This window comes from Streptomyces sp. NPDC087422, from assembly GCF_044744145.1.
Classification (GTDB): Bacteria; Actinomycetota; Actinomycetes; order Streptomycetales; family Streptomycetaceae; genus Actinacidiphila.
Genome location: NZ_JBIUXT010000004.1, coordinates 275,180 through 297,464, shown reverse-complemented (window position 1 = coordinate 297,464; position 22,285 = coordinate 275,180). Strand labels below are relative to the sequence as shown.

Below are 22,285 nucleotides of genomic sequence, written 5' to 3'. Positions count from 1 at the left end.
CCGGTGATGTGCGCCGGCGATGTGCCGGGGGAGTGCCGGTGGGAGTGCCGGGGAGTCGCTGTACCTCGGTGGCCGGGCCGTGCGCCCGGCGCGGGATTACGCCTGGGCGTCGATGAAGGCGAAGATCTCCTCGTCGGAGGCCTCGTCGAGCACCGCGGTGGGGGAGTCCATCGGGACTCCGAGTCGGTTGAGGGCGTCCTGCAGGGCCACGACCATGCGGTCCCGCAGCGCGGGTGCGGACGAGCTGAGTTCGCCGGTGATCCGGGCGAGGGCTTCTTCCATGGTGGTCACGTCATCCTTCGGGGCCGGGACCAGCGCGATGGCCAGGTGCTCCGCCAGGGCGCCGATGGTCGGGTGATCGAAGACGAGCGTCGGGGCCAGGTCGAGACCGGAGTCCGTCTGGAGCCGATTGCGCAGTTCGACCGCCGTCAGCGAGTCGAATCCGAGGTCGATGAAGGGCAGGTCGGGGTCGAGCGCTTCGGGCGCTCCATGGGCCAGTACCGCGGCCACGTGGTGGCGTACGGCGGTGTCGACCGCGGACTTCGCGGCGTCACCGGTGAGTCCTTCGAGCTTCTTGGCCAGGCCGCCCGCGGCGTTGGCGCCGGACTGCCGGGCGCCGCCGCCTTCCGCGGTCCGCCGCCCCGCGCGGACCAGGCCGCGCAGGATCTGCGGAATCCGCTCGCCGCTGTCCTGCGCGCCGCGCAGGCCGCTCAGGCTCCAGCGGGAGGCCACGACCGCGGCCTCGACATCGGGGTCGGTCAGCACCGTGTCCAGCAGCCCGAGGCCCTGCCGCTCGTCGAGCGGCGCGACCCCGATCCTGGCCAGCCGCGCCTCGTCGGCCGCGGTCAGCGTCGAGCCCATGCCCGCCGTCGACCACAGTCCCCAGGCCACCGAGACCGCGGGCAGACCCGCCGCCCTGCGGTGGACGGCCAGCGCGTCCAGGAAGGTGTTGGCGGCTCCGTACGTGGTCTGCCCGGCGTTGCCGAGCACGCCCGCGACGGAGGAGAACAGGACGAAGGCGGCCAGCGGCAGGTCCGCGGTCAGCTCGTGCAGCAGCCAGGCCGCGTCCGCCTTCGGCCGCAGCACGTCCGCCAGGCGCTGCGGCGACTGGCCCGCGAGCAGGCCGTCGTCCAGGACACCGGCCGCGTGCAGCACACCGGTCAGCGGGTGCTCCGGCGGCACCGAGGCCAGCAGCGCCGACAGCTCGCCGCGGTCGGCGGCGTCGCACGCCTCGATCCGTACGGTGGCGCCGGGTCCGGCGGCCTCGGTCAGCTCGTCGGCCAGCTCCCGCGCCCCGGGGGCCGCGAGACCGCGCCGCGAGGTCAGCAGCAGGTGCCGTACGCCGAAGCGTTCGACCAGCCGCCGGGCGACCAGCGCGCCGAGCGCCCCGGTGCCGCCGGTGACCAGGACCGTGCCGTCGCCGAAGGCCGGCTCGACGGCGGGTGCGGGCACCCGGCGGGCGACCCGCGGCAGCAGCGTACGGCCGTCCTCCAGCAGCACCTGCGGCTCGTCGGCCTCGGCCGCGGCGGCGAGCAGCGCCACCGCCCTGCCGGGACCCGCGAGGGCCGCGCTGATGCCGCCGCGGGCGCCCACCAGCAGGAACCGGCCGGGGTGTTCGGCCTGCGCCGCCCGCACCAGGCCCCAAACTCCCGCCGTGCGGAGCGAGTCGGGGTCGGTGGCGATCACCAGCCGGGAGGCGGCGAAGGCCGCGTCGTCGGCCCACCGCTGGAGCAGGCCGAGCACCTGCCCGGTCAACTCGCTGACGCTCTGCGGGAGTTCGGCGCCCTCGGCGGTGTCCAGTGCCTCGGTGTCGAGCAGGACGTAGTCGGGCCGGACGCCGGACGCGGCGAGCGCGTCGGGGCCGGTGTGGAAGGGGAGCGCGGCGACCGGGGTGCCGAGCGCGGCCCAACTGCCGGGGCTCACCGCGGGAAGCGTCGTCTCGGTCCACTCCAGGCCGTAGTAGCCCTCGGGTGAGGCCGCGCTTCCGGCGAGCGCCCGCATGGCCGCGGCCGGCACCGCCCTGACCCGCATGTCGCGGGCGTCCAGGACCAGTCCGCCGTTCTCGTCCGCCGCGGTCAGCGACAACTGGTCGGCGCCCTCGGTCACGATCCTGACCCGCAGGGCGGACGCGCCGACCGCGGTCAGCCGCACCCCGCGGAAGACGAACGGCAGCCGCAGCTCGTCCCCTTCGCCCTCGGCGGCGTACGGGTGGAAGGCCGAGTCGAGCAGCACCGGGTGAAGGCCGAAGCCGTCGTTCTCCGCGCCCTCGGGCACCTCGACCTCGGCGAACAGCTCACCGTCGGTGCGCCAGGCGCCGCGCAGCCCGCGGAAGGCCGGGCCGTAGCCGTAGCCGCGCTCCGTCAGCCGCTCGTAGACCGCGTCCAGGTCGACCGGTGCGGCCCCCTGCGGCGGCCAGGTGGCGGCCCACGCGCAGCCGTCGGGCTCCGCGGGGCCCGCGGCCAGGCTGCCCGACGCGTGCCGGGTCCAGCTCTCCTCGCCGCCGCGCCGGGCGTGCACCCCGACGGAGCCGTCGCCGCCGATGGCGACCTGGAGGTCGAGCGACCCGGTCACCGGCAGCGGCATCGGCGCCTCGAACGTCAGCTCCTCGACCCGGTCGTAACCGGCCTGCGCCGCCGCCTCGACGACCATGTCGAGCAGGGCGGTGCCGGGCACGATCGCCGCGCCGCCCACGGAGTGGTCGGCCAGCCAGGGCAGGTCGTCCGCGGTCAGCCTGCCGGTGGCGACCAGTCCGCCGTCGGCGACGGCGACCGCCGCGCCCAGCAGCGGGTGCCGCAGCTCGGTCAGGCCGAGCGCGTCGGCGTCGCCGCGCGGCGGGGTCCGCAGCAGCCAGTAGCGCGTGTGGTCGAAGGCGTACGTGGGCAGTTCGACGGGTTGTCCGCCGGGCGCCGCGGCGCTCCAGTCGGCGGACGCGCCGGCCGCGTACGCCTCGGCGAGCGCGGTCAGCAGTCCCTCGGGCTCGGCCAGCGTGCGCCGGGACACGGCGGTCACCACGGCCTTGGCGTCCGGCAGGCAGGCGCGGACCATCCCGGAGAGCACCGGGCGCGGCCCGATCTCCAGATAGACGTCCGTGCCCGCCGCGTCCAGCCGCGCGGTCATGTCGGCGAAGCCCACGGCCTGGCGGACCTGGTCGGTCCAGTAGCCGGGGTCGGTCCAGCTCCGGTCGGCGCCGAGGTTGACGGCGCTGTCCAGCGTCGGCTGACGGAAGGTCAGCGCGGCCAGTTCGGCGCCGAAGGCGTCGAGCATCGGCTCCATCAGCGGCGAGTGGAAGGCGTGGCTGACGGTGAGGCGCTTGGTGCGGCGGCCCTGCTCCGCCCAGTGGGCGGCGACGGCGGCGCAGGTCTCCTCGTCACCGGAGACCACCACGTCCGCGGGGCTGTTGACGGCGGCGACCTGCGCCAGGCTCTCCTTGCCCGCCAGCGTGACGGCGACTTCCCGCGCCGTGGCGGAGATCGCGAACATCGCGCCGCCGGAGGGGAGTTGCTGCATCAGCCGGGCGCGGGCGGTGATCATCCGGGCCGCGTCGGCCAGGTCCCAGACACCGGCCACATGGGCGGCGGCGATCTCGCCGACGCTGTGCCCGGCGACCTTGTCGGGGACCAGACCGAGCGAGCCGAGCAGCCGGAAGGCGGCGACCTGGTAGGCGAAGAGCGCGGGCTGCGTGTAGTAGGTGCGGTCCAGCTCCGCGGCCTCGGGCGTGCCGGGCTCCGCCCACATCACCTCGCGCAGCGGCCGGTCGAGATACGGGTCGAGCGCGTCGCACACCTCGTCCAGGGCGGCGGCGAAGACGGGGAAGGCGGCGTGCAGTTGACGCCCCATGCCGGGCTGCTGCCCGCCCTGTCCGGTGAACAGGAAGACGGTCCTGGCCGTACCGGACGCCACGCCGGTGGTCACCGGGGAGCCGTCCCTGCCCTGCGCGAAACCGTCGAGACGGTCGAGGAGTTCGGCGCGGTCGCGGCCGACGACGACCGCGCGGTGGTCGAAGCGGGCGCGGGTGGCGGCCAGCGACCAGGCGATGTCCACCGGGCGCAGCGCCGGTTGAGCGGCGACGCGGCGGCCGAGCCGGTCGGCCTGGCCGCGCAGGGCGTCGGCGCTGCGGGCGCTGAGCACCCAGGCGAGCGGGGCGTTGCCGGTGTCGGACGCGATGCCGGACCCGGTGTCGGACGCGGCGCCGGTCCCGGTGTCGGAGCCGGTGTCGGTCCCGGTCTCGGAACCCGTCCCGGTCTCCAACTCCGGTGCGGCGGGGGCCGGTCGCGGCTCCTCCAGGATCACGTGCGCGTTGGTGCCGCTGATCCCGAAGGACGAGACGGCGGCCCGGCGCGGCGCGTCCTCGCGCGACTCCCAGGGCTCCTCTTCGGTCAACAGCCGTACGGTGCCCGCCGACCAGTCGACCCGCGAGGTCGGGGTGCCGATGTGCAGGGTGCGCGGCAGCTTGCCGTGCCGCATCGCCTGCATCATCTTGATCATTCCGGCGATGCCCGCGGCGGCCTGCGTGTGCCCGATGTTGGACTTGATCGTGCCGAGCAGCAACGGCCGCTCCGGCGTGTGGTCCTTGCCGTAGGCGGACAGGATCGCGTTGGCCTCGATCGGGTCGCCGAGCGGCGTGGCCGTGCCGTGCGCCTCGACCGCGTCGATGTCACGGGGCGTCAGGCGGGCGTCGGCCAGCGCCTGGGCGATCACCCGCTCCTGCGCCTTGCCGTTGGGCGCGGTCTGCCCGTTGCTCGCGCCGTCCTGGTTGACGGCCGTGCCGCGGATCACGCCGTAGATCGGCCGGCCGTTGCGCTGAGCGTCCGAGAGGCGCTCCAGCAGCAGGACACCGCAGCCCTCGCCCCACACCGTGCCGTCGGCGTCGGCGGAGAACGGCTTGCAGCGCCCGTCGGGGGCCAGGCCGCGCTGCCGCGAGAACTCCGCGAACATGTCGGGCTCCGCCATGACGGTCACCCCGCCCGCCACCGCGAGCGTGCACTCGCCGCTGCGCAGGGAGCGTACGGCCTGGTGGACCGCGACCAGCGAGGACGAGCAGGCGGTGTCGAGGGTCACCGAGGGACCTTCGAGACCGAAGCTGTAGGAGACCCGGCCGGACAGCATGCTCGGGGTGCTGGCGACCAGGAGGGTGCCGTCGACGTCCTCGGGAACGGCGCCGAGGAAACGCGCCGAGTAGAACTCGTACATCATCCCGGCCCACACGCCCGTGCTGCTGCCGCGCAGCGTCGCCGGGTCGATGCCGGCCCGCTCGAAGGACTCCCAGGCCGCTTCGAGGAAGAGCCGGTGGTGCGGGTCGGTGCTCACCGCGTGACGGGGGCTGATCCGGAAGAAGGGGGCGTCGAAGTCGCCCGCGTCGTGCACGAAGGCGCCGCGCCGGGTGTAGCTGGTGCCGGGGGTGTCGGGGTCCGGGTCGTACAGCTTCTCCAGGTCCCAGCCGCGGTCGGTCGGGAACGGGCTGGTCGCGTCGGTGCCGGAGTCCACCAGCTCCCACAGGTCGTCAGGTGCCTCGACCCCGCCGGGGTAGCGGCAGCCGATGCCGACCACGGCCACCGCCTCGTGCTCGCGGTCATCGGCCTCGCTCAGCTTGCGCCGGGCGTCGGTCAGGTCGCCGACCACCTTCTTCAGATATTCGCGAAGCCGCTCTTCGCTCGTCATAGCCGTGTCCTCCAGTACGAAGTCGGGTTGTCGCGAATGTCAGAGTTGGTTGTCGATGAAGTCGAAGAGGTCCTCGTCCGAGACGGTTTCGAGGCCGCCGCCGGGCAGTGCCGGGCTCAGGAGCCGCCCCGGTCCCTCGCCGCCGTCGCGCAGCCGGCTCAGCGCCGCCTGGAGCAGCGCCTCGGTGCGGTCGCGCTCGTCGGGGTCGGCCGGGCCCTCGGCCGCGGCGCCGCCGTCGAGCAGCGCGGACAGCGCGTCGCCGAGGGTGCCCCACAGCCGGTCGCCCGCCGGTACGGGCTCGGCCGGTGCGAAGTCCGCGGCGAGCCGGGCCGCCACGTCCGCGACGGTCGGGTGGTCGAAGGTCAGCGTGGCCGGGAGCGGCACGCCGGTCATCCGGCCGAGGCCCTCCTGGAGTTCCACCGCGGCCAGCGAGTCGAAGCCCAGCTCCGTGAAGGGCCGGTCGACCTCGATCCGGTCGGCCCTGTCGTGCCCGAGGACGAGCGCGGCGCGCTCCCTGACCAGGTCGAGCAGCACCGCGTGCGCCGCCTCCCGGTCGAGCCCCGCCAGCTTCCCGGCGAGTCCGCCCTGACCCGCGGCGGGCGCGGGCGCCGTCGCACCGGTCGCGGCGGCGGGCCGGACGGAGGCCGTCCGGCGGGCCGGGCGCGGCGCCGGCACCAGGCCGCGCAGCAGCGGCGGTACGGGTGACCCGCTGGAGGCCGCGCGGGCCCGCAGCCCGGTCAGGTCCCAACGGGCCGCCACCGTACGGCCGCCCGCCAGGTCGGCGGCCAGCGCCGCGTCGAAGAGCGCCAGACCCTCCTCCTGGCCGAGCGGCAGCGTGCCGATCCGTGCCAGCCGCGCCTGGTCCACCGCGCTCAGCGCCGTGGCCATCCCGGCCTCCGCGGACCACAGGCCCCACGCGACCGAGGTCGCGGGCAGCCCCGCCGCCCTGCGGTGGACGGCCAGCGCGTCCAGGAAGCCGTTGGCGGCGGCGTAACCCGCCTGCCCCGCGGTCCCGAGCACGCCCGCCACGGACGAGTACAGGACGAACGCCGCCAGCGGCAGGTCCGCCGTCGCCTCGTGCAACAGCCACGCCGCGTCCGCCTTGGGCCGCAGCACGTTCCCCAGCCGCTCACCGTCGAGCCGCGCGACCACGCCGTCGTCGAGCACGCCCGCGGTGTGCACCACCGCGGTCAGCGGCTTGTCGTCCGCGATCGAGTCCAGCACCGCGGTCAGCGCCGCCCGGTCCGCCACGTCGCAGGCCGCGATCCGTACGGCCGCGCCGCGCGCTTCGAGCGCGGCGACCAGCTCGTCGGCCCCTTCGGCCGCCGGGCCGCGCCGCGAGACCAGGAGCAGGTCCCGCACGCCGTGCCGTGCCACGAGGTGCGCGGCGAGGCGCGCGCCGAGTCCGCCGGTACCGCCGGTGATCAGGACCGTGCCGGTGCCGAGGGCGCTTCCGGTGTCCGGGGTGTCCACGGTCCGCGCGCCGTCGACCGGCTCGGTGCCGGTGCTGGTGCTGGTGCTGGTGCCGGTGTGGGTGTGGGTCTCGGTCTCGCGGAGGGTGAGCCGGGGGACCAGCAGGGCGCCGTCGCGGACGGCCGTCTGCGGCTCCGCCTGGTGCAACGCGGCTGCCAGCAGCGGCCATTCGTCCGGCGCCGTACCGCTCGCGTCGGCCAGGGCGAAGGCGTCGGGGTGTTCGGTCTGGGCCGACCTGATCAGGCCCCAGAGCGGGCCGCCGGTCAGCGAGTCGGGGTCGGCGAGGAAGAGCAGCCGGGTGCCGGCCAGTTCGGGGTCGGCGACGCGTCGCCGTACGAGGTCGAGGGTGTCCGCGAGGACGCGGCGCACGGTCGAGGGGAGGCCGCCGGACGCTGCCGGTTCCTCGGACGTCGGTTCCTCGGATGTCGGGCCCTCGGGCGTCGGGTCCCCGTGCGCCGGGTCCTCGGGTGCCGGGATGACCAGGACGGCCGGGGCCGCGCCCGTGCGGGGGGTGTCGAGGTCGGCGAGTACCGAGGCGGGGCGGCCGGAGGAGCGCAGGGCCGCGGCCACGGGTTCGGCGGCGGCGGAGCCGAGCACCGCCCAGGGTGCTGAGTCCTCGGAGGACGGGGCCGGGGACGCGGCGGCCGGGACCCAGGCGATGTCGTACAGGCCGATGTCCTTGGGGGCCGAGGTCGCCGTGAGGCCGAAGCCCTCGGGGGCGTTGCGCATGCTCACCGTCACCTCGCCCACCGGGCGTCCCGCCGTGTCGCACAGGGACATCCGGGTGCCGTCGCCGGAGGCGTCGCTCGCGGTGAGCCGTACGCGCAGGGCGTCGGTTCCGGGCGCGGGGACGGTGACGGACGTGAAGGAGAAGGGGACAGGGCGGCCTGCCGACGAGGCGTTCCTGGCTTCCAGGACGAGGATGTGCAGGGCGGCGTCGAGCAGGGCCGGGTGCACGGCGAAGTCGGCCGCGGCGGACCGTACGTCCTCGGGCAGCCGGACCTCCGCGTAGAGGTCGTCGCCCGCACGCCAGGCGCCGGTGAGGCCCTGGAAGGCGGGGCCGTAGCCGTAACCCGCGGCGGCGAGCCGCCCGTACACGTCGGTGAGGTCGACCGTCTCGGCTCCGGCCGGCGGCCAGACCGCGGCCCAGCCGTCGTGGGGGGCGGCGTCCGCCGAGGCCGTCAGGTGGCCGGTGGCGTGCGCCGTCCACGGCGCGTCGGTGTCGTCGGCGGGCCTGGCGTGCACGGTCAGCGCGCGCCGCCCGTCCGCGTCCTCGCCGCCGACGGCGACCTGGACCTCGACCGCGCCGAGTGGCGGCAGGACCAGCGGGGTGAGCAGGGTGAGTCCGCCGACCGCCTCGGCCCCGGCCAACTCCGCCGCCTGGAGGGCGCATTCGACCAGCGCCGTTCCGGGGACGACGGCGGTGCCGCCGATGGCGTGGTCGGCCAGCCACGGCGTGGAGCGCAGCGAGAGCCGTCCGCCGAGCAGGTGGCCGCCGTCGGCCGCGACGGTGGTCGCGCGGCGCAGCAGCGAGGTGCGGGCGGTCGAGCCCGCGTCGGGCCCCGCGTCGGTGAGCCAGAACCGGCGCCGGTCGAAGGCGTAGGTGGGCAGCTCGGTACGGGCGCCGTCCGCCGCGGTGGCGGCCCAGTCGACGGTGGCTCCGGCGGCGAACGCCTCGGCCAGGCCCCGCAGGAGCGCGTCCTGTTCGTCCCGGCCGCGCCGGACCAGCGGTACGACGCTGCCGGGGCGCCCGGCCAGGCTCTCGCGGGCCATCGGGGTGAGCACCGCCTGCGGTCCGACCTCGAACAGCACGCCGGTACCGGCGGCGGCCAGCCGGTCCACGACCGGCGCGAAGAGCACCGTGTCCCGGATCTGGTCCACCCAGTAGGCGGGGTCGGTCCAGGAGCGGTCGGCGCCCAGGGCGGCCTCGTAGGGGAGTTGGGGTTCGGCGAGGGTGGTCGCGGCGATCTCCCGCCGGAAGGCGTCGAGCATCGGGTCCATCAGCGGCGAGTGGAAGGCGTGGCTGACGGTGAGCCGCTTGGTGCGGCGGCCCGCGTCGGCCCACTGCCGCGCGATGGCCTCGCAGGTCTGTTCCTCGCCGGAGATCACGCAGCTCAGCGGGCCGTTGACGGCGGCCAGGCCCACGGCCCGCGCCGCGTACCGCGGCTCCGCCAGCGTGCCGCGGATCTCCTCCTCGCTCGCGGCGACGGCGAACATCGCTCCGCCGCGCGGGAGTTCCTGCATCAGCCGGCCGCGCGCGGCCACCAGCCGTACGGCGTCGGCCGGTTGCCACACCCCGGCCGCGCAGGCCGCCGCGTACTCGCCGACCGAGTGCCCCGCCACGACGTCGGCCTCGACGCCGAGGGAGCGCAGCAGCCGCCACGCGGCCGTCTCGAAGGCGAAGAGCGCGGGCTGGGTGTAGCGGGTCTCGTCCAGCAGGACCGCGTCGGGTCCGTCGGGCTCGGCCCACAGCACCTCGCGCAGCGGGCGGTCGAGGTAGGGGTCGAAGGCCGCGCAGATCTCGTCGTACGCCGCCGCGAACACCGGGAAGGCGGCGTGCAGTTCGCGTCCCATGCCGAGCCGCTGGCCGCCCTGCCCGGTGAAGAGCAGCGCCGTCCGGGCGCGGCCCCTGGCCGTACCGGAGACGGTGCCGGGCCCGGCCGGGTCGCCGTCGGCGAGGGCGCGCAGCCCCGCGATCAGCTCGTCGGTTCCGGCGCCGAGGACGACGGCGCGCTGCTCGAAGACGGTACGGGCGGCCAGCGTGCGGGCGACGTCCTCGGGACGCCTGTCGGCGACGGCGCCGGTCAGCCGCTGGGCCTGGTGCCGCAGCGCCCCGGGGGTGCGGGCGGTGACCGGCCAGGCCAACAGGCTCTGTGCAGAAGTTTCCTGACGGTCCGTCCGTTCGGCGGGAAGGTCGGCCGCGGCCGGTTCCTCCACGACCACGTGGGCGTTGGTGCCGCTGATGCCGAAGGAGGAGACGGCGGCCCTGCGGACCCGCTCCCCGCGCGGCCAGGCCCGCTGCTCGGTGAGCAGCCTGATCCGTCCGGTGTCCCAGTCGGCGCGCGGCGTCGGCTCGTCGGCGTGCAGCGTGCGCGGCAGCGTCTCGTGGCGCAGCGCCTGCACCATCTTGATGACGCCCGCCACACCCGCGGCGGCCTGCGTGTGACCGATGTTGGCCTTCACCGAGCCGAGCCAGACCGGTCGCGCGGCGGCGGGGCCGCCGCCGCCCGGGGCGCTGCCGTAGGTGTCGATCAGCGCGTTGGCCTCGACGGGGTCACCGAGGGAGGTGCCGGTGCCGTGCGCCTCGATGGCGTCGACGTCGTCGGCCGTGAGCCGCGCGTCGGCCAACGCCTGGCGCACGAGGGCGCGTTGGGCCTGACCGTCGGGCGCGGTGAGGCCGTTGCTCGCACCGTCCTGGTTGACGGCGGTGCCGCGGATGACGGCGAGCACCGGGTGGCCGTTGCGGCGGGCGTCGGAGAGCTTCTCCAGCAGCAGCACCCCCGCGCCCTCGGAGAAGGACGTGCCGTCCGCGTCGGCCGAGAACGCCTTGGCCCGGCCGTCCGCGGCGAGTCCGTGCTGCCTGCTGAACTCCACCAGATTGCCGGGCGTCGACATCACCGTCACGCCGCCCGCCAGCGCCATCGGGCACTCGCCGCCGCGCAGGGCGCGGACCGCCAGGTGCAGGGCGACCAGGGAGGACGAGCAGGCCGTGTCGACGGTCAGCGCGGGGCCGCGCAGGCCGAGGGTGTACGCGACCCGGCCGGAGATGACGCTCAGCGCCGTACCGGTGAGCAGGTGGCCGTCACCGCCGCCGTTCGGCCGGTGCAGCGGGGGGCCGTAGTCGGAGGCCATCGAGCCGAAGAAGACGCCGACCGGCTGCCCGGCGAGCGTGGCCGGGTCGATGCCCGCCCGCTCGACGGCCTCCCACGACGTCTCCAGCAGCAGCCGCTGCTGCGGGTCCATCGCGAGCGCCTCGCGGGGGCTGATGCCGAAGAAGGCGGCGTCGAACTCCGGTGCCTCGTGCAGGAATCCGCCGCCGACGGTGGTCAGGGCGCCGGGCCGGTCGGGGCCCGCGCCGAGCAGTGCGTCCAGGTCCCAGCCGCGGTCGGAGGGCAGCCCGGTGACCGCGTCGGTGCCGTCCGCGACGAGCTGCCACAGCTCCTCCGGGGTACTGACCCCGCCGGGGTAGCGGCAGCTCATGGCGACGACGGCGATCGGCTCGGGCGCGTCGGGGTCGACGCTGGAACCGGCGGACGTACCGGTGTCGGCAGCGGTGTCGGCGGAAGTGCCGTCGCTGGTCACGCTGTTGGGGGCGGGCCGCACGCCCGCGCCGTCCGCCTCGGGCGTCCGCGGCGTCAACCGCGCTGTCAGCTCCGCCAGTCGCTCTCCCAGCCGCTTCGGCGTCGGGAACTCGAAGAGCAGCGTCGTCGGCAGCTTCAGACCGGTGGCGTCCTTGAGCCGGTTGCGCAGCTCGACGGTGCCCTGCGAATCCAGGCCGAGGTCCTTGAAGCTGCGGCGCGGGTCGATCGCGCTGCCGTCCGCGTGCCCGAGGACCGCGGCGGTGCTCGCGGTGACCAGATCGCGTACGGCCTCGGGAGTGCGGACCGCCACGGGCGCCGGGGCCGCGTCCGAGGGTCCCGCGGTGCCTGCGGCACCGGGACCGGCCGCCGCGCCGAGGATCGGCGCCCCGCCCAGCCAGTGCCGCTCGCGCTGGAAGGCGTACGTGGGCAGGTCCGTCGTACGGGCTCCCGGTACGGCCGCGACGGGCGCCCAGTCGATGTCGGCGCCGTGTACGTAGGCACCGGCGAGGGCGCGCAGCACCTGCGCGGGGCCGCCCTCCTCGCGGCGCAGGGTGGGCACGGAGGCGGCCTCGTGGCCCGCCTCCTCCGCGGTCTCCTCGATCGCGTGCCGCAGCACCGGGTGCGGGCTGCACTCGACGAACAGGCCGTTGCCGTCGGCGAGCGCGGAGCGGGTGGCGTCGGTGAAGCGGACGGCGTGGCGCAGATTGCGGTACCAGAAGTCGCCGTCGAGCTCCGAGGTGTCCTCGACCCGACCGCCGGTCAGCGAGGAGTAGAAGGGGGTGTCGACGGCGACCGGCCGGACCGGTGCGAGCACGTCGAGCACCTGCTCGCGGATGACTTCCACAGCGGGGGAGTGCGAGGCGTAGTCGATCTTGAGGACCTTGGTGCGGAAGCCGTCGGCGTCGAAGCTCGCGGCCAGCTCGGTGAGCGTGTCCAGCGGTCCGGAGACGACCGCGGAGGTGGGGCTGTTGAGCACGCTGAGGGTCGCCGCCCCGTAGGCCGCCAGCCGTTCCTCGACCATGGCGAGCGGCGCGGACACCGACAGCATCCGGCCGCCGGTGACCTGGAGCAGCACCTGGCTGCGCAGGGCCACCACGCGGGCCCCGTCGTCCAGGGAGAGCGCGCCGATGACGGTCGCGGCGGCGATTTCGCCCTGCGAGTGGCCGATGACGAAGTCCGGTTCGACCCCGGCCGCGCGCCACACCTCGGCGAGCGAGACCATCACGGCCCACAGCGCGGGCTGCACCACGTCGAGCCGCTCGAAGCCGGGCGCGCCGGGCGCACCGCGCACCACGTCCAGCAAGTCGTAGTCGGTGTACGGGGCCAGCGCGCGGGCGCACTCGGCGATCCGGTCGGCGAACGGGCCGTCGATCTCCAGCAGTTCGCGCGCCATGCCCCACCACTGGGAGCCCTGGCCCGGGAAGACGAATCCCACGCCGCCGGTCGCGGTGTGCCCGGTGATGACCTCGCTGTGGGGTCGGCCCGCCGCCAACTCGGCGAGCAGCGTGTCCAGTTCGGGGCGGCCCGCGCCGAGGACGACGGCGCGGTGGTCGAAGGCCGAGCGGGTGCGCAGCAGGGACAGCGCGACGTCCCGCGCCGGCACGTCGGGGCGCGTGGCGAGGTGGGCGGCGAGCCGGTCCGCCTGGGCGGTCAGGCCGCGCGGGGAGCGGGCCGACAGGAGCCAGGGGGTGGTCGGGGCCGGGTCGGCGTCGCAGTCGCGGCGGACCTCGGGGCTGTCGTCCGCGACGGTCTCGTTCGGCGTGGTCTCGTTCGGCACGGTCCGGGGCGCGACGGTCTCGTTCGGCGCGGTCGCGGGCGCCGCCGCCAGGATCAGGTGGCAGTTGGTACCGCCCATACCGAAGGCGCTGACGCCCGCGGTCGGGCGGCTGTCGGGGGAGCCGGGCCACGGACGGGCGGCGGTGACCACCTCGATGCCCTGCTGCTCGGCCGCGATGGCCGGGTGGAGCGAGGTGAAGTTCAGGCTGGGCGGGAGCGTGCGGTGGCCGATGCTGAGCGCCACCTTCAGCAGACCGACGATGCCGGCCGCGCCCTCCAGGTGGCCGACGTTGGTCTTGGCCGAGCCGACCAGCAGCGGCGGGGCGCCGTGCGCCACCCGGGACCCGGTCTCCAGCGAGGCCCCGAGACCGGCCGCCTCGATCGGGTCGCCGACCGCCGTACCGGTGCCGTGCAGCTCCACGTAGGCGATCTCGGCGGGCGCGACTCCCGCGTCGCGGCAGGCCAGCCGGACGACCTCGCGCTGCGCCTCGGGGTCGGGAACGGTCAGGTGCTCTCCTGTGCCGCTGTTGACGGCGCCGCCGAGGATGACGCAGTGCACGGTGTCGCCGTCGGCGAGCGCGGCCGACAGCGGCTTGAGGAGCACCACACCGCCGCCCTCGCCGCGTACGTAACCGTTGGCCCGGCCGTCGAAGGTGTGGCAGCGGCCGTCGGGGGACAGGGCGCCGAAGCGCTCAAGGGCCCGGTCGCTCTCGCCGAGCAGATTCAGGTTCACTCCGCCCGCCAGCGCCGTCCGCGCGGTGCCGCGACGCAGCTCCTCGCAGGCCAGCCGCACGGCGACCAGGGCGGAGGACTGGCCGGAGTCGACGGTGAGGCTGGGGCCGCGCAGGCCGAGCAGGTGCGAGACCCGGTTGGCGATGATGCTGCGGTGGGTGCCGGTGACGCTGTGCCTGCTGATCCCCTGGCCGCCGAGCCGGTCGTGGACCAGCGCGTAGTCGCCGGTGATGGCGCCGATGAAGACTCCGGCCGCCGTGCCGTGCAGGGTCGAGGGGACGATCCGGGCGTGCTCGATCGCCTCCCACGCCAGCTCCAGGACGAGCCGCTGCTGCGGGTCCATCGCCGCGGCCTCGGCCGGGGAGAGGCCGAAGAAGGCGGCGTCGAAACGGTCCACGTCGGCGATGTATCCGCCGCGCCCGGCCCGGCCCGTGCCGTCCGCGGCACCGTCCGCCGTCGACCCCGCCGTACCGTCCGCCTGGCGCCGGTCCGCCGGGGCCTCGCCGACCGCTTCGCGGCCTTCGCTCAGCAGCCGCCAGAACTCCTCGGGGCTCTTCGCGCCGGGCAGCCGGCAGGACATGCCGATGACGGCGACCGGCTCCGCGGCCGTGGACCGTTCAGTCAGAGCGGACATGACCCACCTTTCGAGGATTGGCTGTTCCAGAACGCATCGCCCGGCATCGCACGCACCGCGGCGCATTGCCGTGAATTTCTTCTTCGTGTTTCTCTTCGCGGGTCCTGACGGTTCGGTAAACGCATTCCGCTGCTCAGGACCGGGAAATACGACCGGGGCGGTCGGCGTGGTCTTCACCGGTGGCCCCGGCTGTTCCGGGCATGGCAGAAGCGTGGACTCCACGGCCCTGGCGGGTCAAGGAAGTTCGCCCCGAACGCGGTGGCAGGGAATACCGCGAACTTGATGCCAACGCGCGCGTATGGACAAGGAGAAGCGACCCATGAATAAGTGTGTGATGCGGCGAAAGGGCCGCCGGAAAACCGTCAGGAGCGATGTGCGGGAGGAGGTGAAGCAAATGCGCAAGGTGGTCTGTACGCGGGTGGTCTGCACCCGGGTCGTCTGCACGGCCGTGAGCCACGCGCGCGGCACCGTCTGTCGCTGAGCCGTCGCGTTCCACGCGCGGCGCGGCTCGTCACCTTCCTCCCCGCGCCGACGGGCGCGGGGGGAGGGGCCGTACGCGAACCCGTAGCGCGGCCCGCAGACCGCAGACCGCAGACCGCAGACCGCAGCCCGCCGACCACCGATCACCGACCGCTTTTCGGCGCACGACCGCCGCACGCCTGCCGCATGACCGCCGTCCGACCGCCACCCCGAAACCCCGTCGGCGCCTCACCTCGCGCCGCGCAACCTCCTCACGCCACGCCGGACCACCACCTCACGCCACGCCTCGTGCCCCACCTCATGCCACGGAGGGACCATGCCCGTCGACGCCCCACTCACCTTCGGCCAGTTGTCGACCTGGCGATCGATAGAAACCTTCGCCACCGACCGGCTGATGGAGGTGAACGTCCCCGCGCTGTGGGACGTCGAGGGACTTCAGGCGCCCGCGATCGACCGCGCCCTGCGCGTCCTGACATACCGTCACGACAGCCTGCGGACGACGTTCCACACCGATGCCGACGGCCGGCCCTTCCAGCGCGTCCACCCCGAAGTCCCGCTCCGGCTGGACCGGTTGGACCTGCCGTCGGTGACCCCGCAGGACGGCGCGCGGGTGCTGCGCGAGCTGTACGCGCGGCCCTTCCCCGTCGTCGGCGACCCCGGCTGGCACGGCACGCTGATATGCGCCGCGGGCCGCCCCCGCTATCTGGCCGTGTCGATGTCGCACATGGTGGTGGACGTCTGGGCGATCCGCGAACTGGAAAGGCAGCTCAAGGAGTTGGCTGCCAGGGGCGGAGGGGACCCGGCGGCCGACGGCCGGCCGGGGCCCGCGCCGCGCGAGCTGGCCGTCCTCCAGCACGGCGACGCCTGGGCGGGCCACCGCCGCGGCGCCGAGAAGTACTGGAAGAAGATCCTGGCGGGCGGCCCGCTGAGCAATCTGCCCGCCCGGACGCCCGGTCCCGACGAGCGCCGCATCCAGGCGACGTTGCGCTCCCCGCGGCTCGCCGCGCTGGTCGCGGACGCCGCCTCCGCACACCGGGTGTCGCCGCAGAGCGTTCTGACCGCGCTGACCGGCGCGGCCCTTTCCGGAGTGCTGTCCCGGAACCGGATCATGCTGAGCCTGATGTGCGCCAACCGCTTCGACCCGCTGTGGCAGCCCGTCGTCAGCACCATGAACCAACTGGTGCCGCTGCTCTGCGCGGTGGACCCGGACGCGCCGCTGTCCGGCTTCCTCAAGCGCGCGCATCTCAGCTCGCTGCTGGCCTACCGCCACGGCAGTTACGACGTCGACGCGGCGGCGCGGCTGGCCGCCGAGGCACCGGGGCCGGACGGCTCGCTCTTCGTCCACGACTGCTGGTTCAACTACGTGGCGGAAGCGGAGCCGTCCGCCGACGTACCGTCGGCATCGTCACCGCCGCCCGTACCGGCGCGGGACCGGGCCGAAGTCCCGTCCGACGCGTCCCTGACCTGGACGCCCCCGGCCCGCGAGGCGGGTCACCCGTTCTACCTCCGGGTCAACGCCGAAGGGGCTCACCAGGTGGAGCTGACGCTGCGGTCCGACCCCGACGTGCTCGGCGAGGAGGATGTCACCGCCGTCCTGCGGACCATCGCGCTCGGGGCGCTGCGCGCGGCCACCGAGCCGGAGGCCACGGTCGGCGCCCTGCTGGACGACGGACGGGCGAGGGGGGAGCTGGGAGCCGATCTGTTCCCGCGTCAACCGGCCCTCGCCAAGGGGTAGTCGCGGTGCCTCAGGCGCCGCGGTAGCTCAGGAAGGAGTGCGTGGAGACCACGATCGGCAGGTGGATGTCCGCGTCGGACTCGGTCACCCGGAACTCGACGATGGCCCGGGGATGCAGGGGCAGCGAGCCGAGGACGGCGTAGTACGCGTCCAGGTCGCAGACCACCTGGTAGATGCCCGGCTGGATGTTCCGGTCACCGAGCATCGCCAGCCGGCCGTCCTGACCGGTGCGCCCGCGCACCAGCTCACGCCAGTCGTCTCCGGCGGGCTGGCGCAGCAGGACGTCGACGTCCGCTGCCGGTACGCCGAACGCACTGTCCACGATGTGCACGCAAAGACTCACGGGGTCCCGCCTCCGGGTTCGGGCGCGCCTTTTGCGGTGTCGCGCCTGGGTGGCCACGACGTTGGGGGATGCCCCTATCGTTCCGCCATCGCTCCGGCGGCCCGGGACGATAGGACCGGCGGCCCCCGACGATAGCGAAACGAGGGCGGGGCGAGAGCCGGACCGCCGCGCCGAGCCCCGCGCCGACCTGCGGCGGTCGGGTGAGAGCGACGTGATAGCGACCGTGATAGCCGGGCGAGGACGGACCGAAAGCGGTCCACCGAACCATGAAGTCATCGAGCCACCGGGACACCTGAACCGGCGGCCCCACAGACTTGGAGATGGCATCATGACGGTTCGCGCCTTCCGCCGCAGCATCACCGCCGCCGCCCTGCTCGTCACCCTCACGGGCGGCGTCGCCGTCGCGGTCACCTCGACGCACTCGTCCACGAACGGCCACACCTCGGTCGTACGTGTCGACGGCGGAACGCCGAAGCCGACCCCCACCCCCACCGCCTCCACGGACAACACCATCTGGGACTGACCTCCGCCGCGGCCCTCGCGGCCCGGCACCCCGTACCACCGCACCGCGCACCACCGCTTCCCCAGCTCCACCCCACGACGACCGCCGCTCGGTCGGCCGGATGAGCCCTTTCTCACGGCGCCCCGGTTCGATCCGGCGAATCGTCTCCCCACGAAGCCCGTGCCGACACGGGCATCCCGCACCGTCGGAGATCCGGCACCCCCACCCGCCCGCGCTCTCGGGTACCTCCGCACCATGACGCCCGTGACCCCGGGCCGCCCACACGGCTGGGCGCCTTCCACCCCGTGACACCCGGTGCTACCGGCTGCCCGGATTCTCCCTGCCCGCACCGGCGGGCGCCCCCGCTCCACGACGCCCGGTCGGCCGCACCTTCACGCCGACCGGAAACACCGCCGACCCGGCAGGCCCCCTGCCGGGAGCTGGCGTTCCCCCAACTCCCCGGCGACTCCCAAGCCGTTCAGCTGTGCAGCTCGGCCTCCGCCGGAAGCTGCGCCGCCGCGACACCCGCGTCGGCGCCCCCGTCGGCCAGCGTACGCAGCAGCCGCCGCACCTCCTCGACCAGCGCGACACCGCCCTTGTCCGTCCGCAGCCCGGTCAGCATGCCCGCCGCCGCCTGCCAGTCGGCACGCGCGCCCTGCGGACGGCCGGACGCCGCGTGCACCCGGCCGCGCAGCACCATCGCGCGCGCCTTGTCCAACGTCGCGCCGATCGCCTCGAAGCCGGTCAGCGCGCGCTCGACGTACTCCGGCGCCGCCTCGACGTCCGAGGTGAGCAGCGCCTCGGCGAGCGCCAGCGCGATCCGGCTCTCCACCATGCGGGCGCCGGCCTGTACCGCCAGTTCGAGCGCCTCGGTCAGCATCGCCCGCGCGGAACCCGGCTCGCCGCGGCGCAGGTCGACCGTCGCCAGACCCAGCAGCGCGTAGCACTCGCCGACCTTGTCGCCGGTCACCCGCACACTGTCCAGCACACGCGTGTAGGCGACATGCGCGTCGTCCAGCCGCCCGACCCGCAGGTGCAGCGCGCCCAGCCGGTTCTGCACCTGAGCGGTGACCCGGCGGTTGCCGACCTCGTGGCAGATCGCCTCGGCGCGCTCCAACAGCCGCAGCGCCGTGGCCGTTTCACCGCAGTCCACGTGCACCTGGGCCATGTTGTGCAGGACGTGCGCCTCGGCGATCCGGTCGCCGGTGACCTGGAAGACGCCCAGCGCCTCCTCCCACCGCTCCTGCGCCGACGCGATGTCACCGGTCAGCCGGTCCAGATAGGCCATGTTGCGCAGTACGAGCGCCGCGCCGTGCTCGTCGCCGAGTTCGTGGTAGAGCGTGTGCGCCCGCTCGAACTGCCGCATCGCCGGGTCCGTGCTCTGCTCGAACATGTGCAGTGAGCCCAGCGAGTAGCGCATCGCCGCCTCGCCGTGCTGATCGCCCGCCCGGCAGGCGGCCTTGAGCGCGATCTCGTGCGTCTCGCGCCAGTTGCCGAAGTACGAGTACGCCTCGAAGAGCGTCACCGAGCTGAGCGCCAGGTCCCAGCAGTGCTCGACCAGTCCGGCCGCCGACGCCTGCCGCACGGCCGCCACGATCGACGTACGCTCCTGCTCGTACCAGGCCAGCGGGTCGGACAGCAGCCGCTCCACCAACCGGTCGGGCAGCCGCCAGCGCTCCGCCGAACTGCGCCGTTCCAGATAGCCGCCCGCGTACTCGCGGCGGTGCGCCTCACCGGTCAGCGACAGCAGCGCGCCGAGCCAGCGCTCCAGCGCGCCCAGCCGCTCCTCGGAACTCTCCTCCGCCAGCCGCTCCTGCGCGAAGGGCCGCATGATGTCGTGGAAGCTGTAGCGGACATGGCCGCCGGGACCTGGCGTGGCGTCGATCAGATACGCCTCCGCCAGGACTTCGAGCGCCTCCTGCGCGCGCAGCACGTCGACCTGGAGCAGCGGGGAGCCCACCCAGGCCGCGAAGTTGGGCACGTCGAGCAGGGCGAGACGGCGGAAGAGCAGCCGGGCGTCGTCCGGCAGGCTGTCGTACGTCAGCGAGATGCTGGCCCTGACCTGCATCTCACCGTGGTTCAACTCGTCCAGCCTGCGGGACTCGTCGAGCAGCCGGTCGACGAGGTCGGCGACGCTCCAGTGCGGACGGGCCGCCAGCCGCGCCGCCGAGATCCGTAACGCCAGCGGCAACCGGCCGCAGAGCTGGGAGAGTTCGGTGACGCTCTCCGCCTCCGCGACCACCCGCGCCTCACCGATGTAGCGGGCGAGCAGCGCGGCGGCCCCGCTCTCGCTGAGCGCGCCGATCTCCACCCGGCCCGCGGTGGGCAGTCCGGTGAGCCGCTGACGGCTCGTCACGATCACCGAGCAGTCGGCGCTTCCGGGCAGCAGCCAGGTGACCTGACGCTCCGTCATGGCGTCGTCCAGCACGACCAGTACGTGCCGCCCGCTGACCAGGTCGCGGAAGAGCTCGGCGCGTTCCTCAAGGGACTTGGGCAGGCTGGGGCCGACGACACCGAGCGCCCGCAGGAAGCGCTCCAGGATGTCGGACGGGTTCGCCGGACGGTCGCCGACCCGCAGGTGCGCGAAGAGCTGGCCGTCGGGGAAGTCCTGGGTGAGCAGGTGCGCGACATGCACGGCCAGCGTCGTCTTGCCCGCGCCGCCCTGTCCGACGATCACGCAGACGGGCACCGCCTGGTCGCTGCGGTGGCGCTGGTCGCCGCCGATCTGCCGCACGATGTCGTTCACGGTCTCGCTGCGGCTGGTGAAGTCCGGGATGTCGGCGGGCAGCAGGCTCGGCGCGCGCCGCTTGGGCTCCTCGGCCGGCGGCTGGTGCGGCGACTGCCCTTCGGCCTGGCCGCGCGCCTGGTCCGAGGCGCCCTCCGGGTCGGCGCGGGCGCCGGGCATGGGGGCGCCCGTCGAGGTGGGCGGCCGGGCCGACTCCGCGGGCGCGCTGCCCGTCGGATCGTCCCGGTCTCCGTACCGGTCGTCGCGGTCCCGCTCCATGCGGTCCCACTGATCGCGCCGGGGTTCGTCGCGCCGGTGTTCGTCCGCGCGGTAGTCGTCACGGCGCGGGTCGTCCCGCCCGTGTTCGTCTCGCCCGTGTTCGTCGCGGCGCTGCTCGTCGCGTCGGCGTTCGTCCCGGCGGTAGTCGTCCCGGCGGGGGTCGTCGCGCCTTTGATCATCGCGCCGCTGGTCGTCCCGGCGCTGTTCGTCGCGCCGCTGGTCCTCCCGCCGCTGGTCGTCCCGGTGTTGGTCGTCGCGCCGCTGGTCTTCGCGGTGCTGCGGCTGACGCCCCTGACCGTCGTGGTCCCGGCTGTCCCGGCTCGTCGAACGCCCCGACGTCGTCTCGTCCGGCTCCGCGCCCGGCAGCGAGAACGTACCGGCGAGCATCGCCCGGTGCAGGCCGCGCAGTTCACTGCCCGGGTCGATGCCCAGTTCGCTCTGCAATTCCTCACGCACCTTGCGGTACGCGTCCAGCGCCTCCGCCTGCCGCCCGGCCGCGTAGAGCGCGATCATCAGGAGCGCCCTGAAGTGCTCGTGCAGCGGATACTCGGCCGCGAGGGACGTCAACTCGCCGATCAACCGGTGCTGTTCACCCGCGATCAGCCCGGACTTCAGACTCTCGCCGAGCACGGCGAGCCGCCGCTCGTTGAGCCGCCCCACTCCCTGCTGCACCAGCGTGCTGTCCACGTCGGCGAGCGCGGGACCGCGCCACAGTTGCAGCGCGTCCCGCAGGATGCGGGCCGACCCGGCCGGGTCCCCGGCCGCCAACGCCGCCTGCCCTTCGTGGACTTCGGCCTCGAACCGGTGCAGGTCGAGCGTGCCTGCGGGGACCCGCAGCAGATAGCCGGGCCGTCGGGTCTCGATCAGGTCCTCGCCGCCGCCCGCGAGGATGCGCCGCCGCAGGTTGGAGATACAGATCTGGATCTGCCCACGCGAGGTCGCCGGCGGGTCGTCGCCCCACACGGCGTCGATGAGCCGTTCCACCGGGATCACATGACCGGCCTCGATGAGCAGCATCGCCAGTACCGTCCGCTCGCGGGCACCGCCGAGTTGCACCGGGCGCCCGTTCGCCGAGACTTCGAGGTGCCCGAGTATGCAGAACTCCAACGATTTACCCCCGGCTACTGTCGGTAACGGAGCGGGTGAGTGCGCTGTCCCGCCGCGCGAGGCCCCGGTGTGCGCGGCGGGCCTCTATTGCGTGTACTCCGTGCCGCTCAATTGGACGAATTCTCATTCATGACGCAGCACAAATCAAGATGTCCATAGCAGCATGGTTGATTTCGAAGAGAGCCACTGGGGTGAGTGGGGCGCGTGTGACATGAGTGCGTCATCGACTTCCTCCCGGGGCCGCGCTTCGGCGCCGATCCCCGCCGCGCGCCGACCCGCCGCCTTGTGTCGCGACACTCCCCGTAAGTAGCGTCCTGTCCGTCTTTCCCCGTCACATACGGCGACGTTCCGGCTGCGAATCCGGTATGTCCGCCCGTGGGGTATCGGTCATGCGCTGTCCCCCCTGCCCGCCCGGCCCGCGGCCCTTGGCCGGACCCGCCGGAGACCCTATTGGCCGCCTCCGGATCAATGTTCAGAACACCCGGATGGTGTGAGAATGAATGAATTCACGCCGTCGTTCCCTTGAATCCTGTACGAGTT

6 protein-coding genes are annotated in these 22,285 nt (G+C 74.4%); 2 read left to right on the top strand and 4 right to left on the bottom strand.

All coding sequences use genetic code 11. The annotated features are described in order from the left end of the window. Nucleotides 1–96: 96 nt before the first annotated feature. Complete coding sequence (locus ACIO6U_RS14630; RefSeq protein ID WP_401718941.1) at nucleotides 97–5,658, bottom strand: beta-ketoacyl synthase N-terminal-like domain-containing protein; 5,562 nt, start codon at nucleotides 5,656–5,658, stop codon at nucleotides 97–99. Nucleotides 5,659–5,697: 39 nt separating this feature from the next. Continuing rightward, entirely contained in the window at nucleotides 5,698–14,574 is an 8,877-nt protein-coding gene (locus ACIO6U_RS14625) for an SDR family NAD(P)-dependent oxidoreductase (protein ID WP_401718938.1), read from the bottom strand. A gap of 796 nt (nucleotides 14,575–15,370) precedes the next feature. Between ACIO6U_RS14625 and ACIO6U_RS14620 the strand changes: the two genes are divergently transcribed. Beyond that, nucleotides 15,371–16,789, top strand: coding sequence for a condensation domain-containing protein (locus ACIO6U_RS14620; protein ID WP_401718935.1), 1,419 nt, complete (start codon nucleotides 15,371–15,373; stop codon nucleotides 16,787–16,789). A 10-nt stretch (nucleotides 16,790–16,799) separates the two neighbouring features. On the opposite strand, the gene ACIO6U_RS14615 is transcribed toward ACIO6U_RS14620, so the two are convergent. Next, entirely contained in the window at nucleotides 16,800–17,408 is a 609-nt protein-coding gene (locus ACIO6U_RS14615; RefSeq protein ID WP_401718932.1) for a hydroxyisourate hydrolase, read from the bottom strand. A gap of 52 nt (nucleotides 17,409–17,460) precedes the next feature. Here ACIO6U_RS14615 and ACIO6U_RS14610 point away from each other — a divergent pair, with 52 nt between their 5' ends. Beyond that, nucleotides 17,461–17,655 carry a hypothetical protein gene (locus tag ACIO6U_RS14610; RefSeq protein WP_188281614.1) on the top strand — a complete coding sequence of 65 codons (195 nt, stop codon included), beginning with the start codon at nucleotides 17,461–17,463 and terminating at the stop codon, nucleotides 17,653–17,655. A 457-nt stretch (nucleotides 17,656–18,112) separates the two neighbouring features. Here ACIO6U_RS14610 and ACIO6U_RS14605 read toward each other — a convergent pair whose 3' ends face one another. Then, on the bottom strand, nucleotides 18,113–21,745 hold the full coding sequence (locus tag ACIO6U_RS14605; protein ID WP_401718929.1) for a BTAD domain-containing putative transcriptional regulator: 3,633 nt from the start codon (nucleotides 21,743–21,745) through the stop codon (nucleotides 18,113–18,115). Between the last annotated feature and the right edge of the window lie 540 nt (nucleotides 21,746–22,285).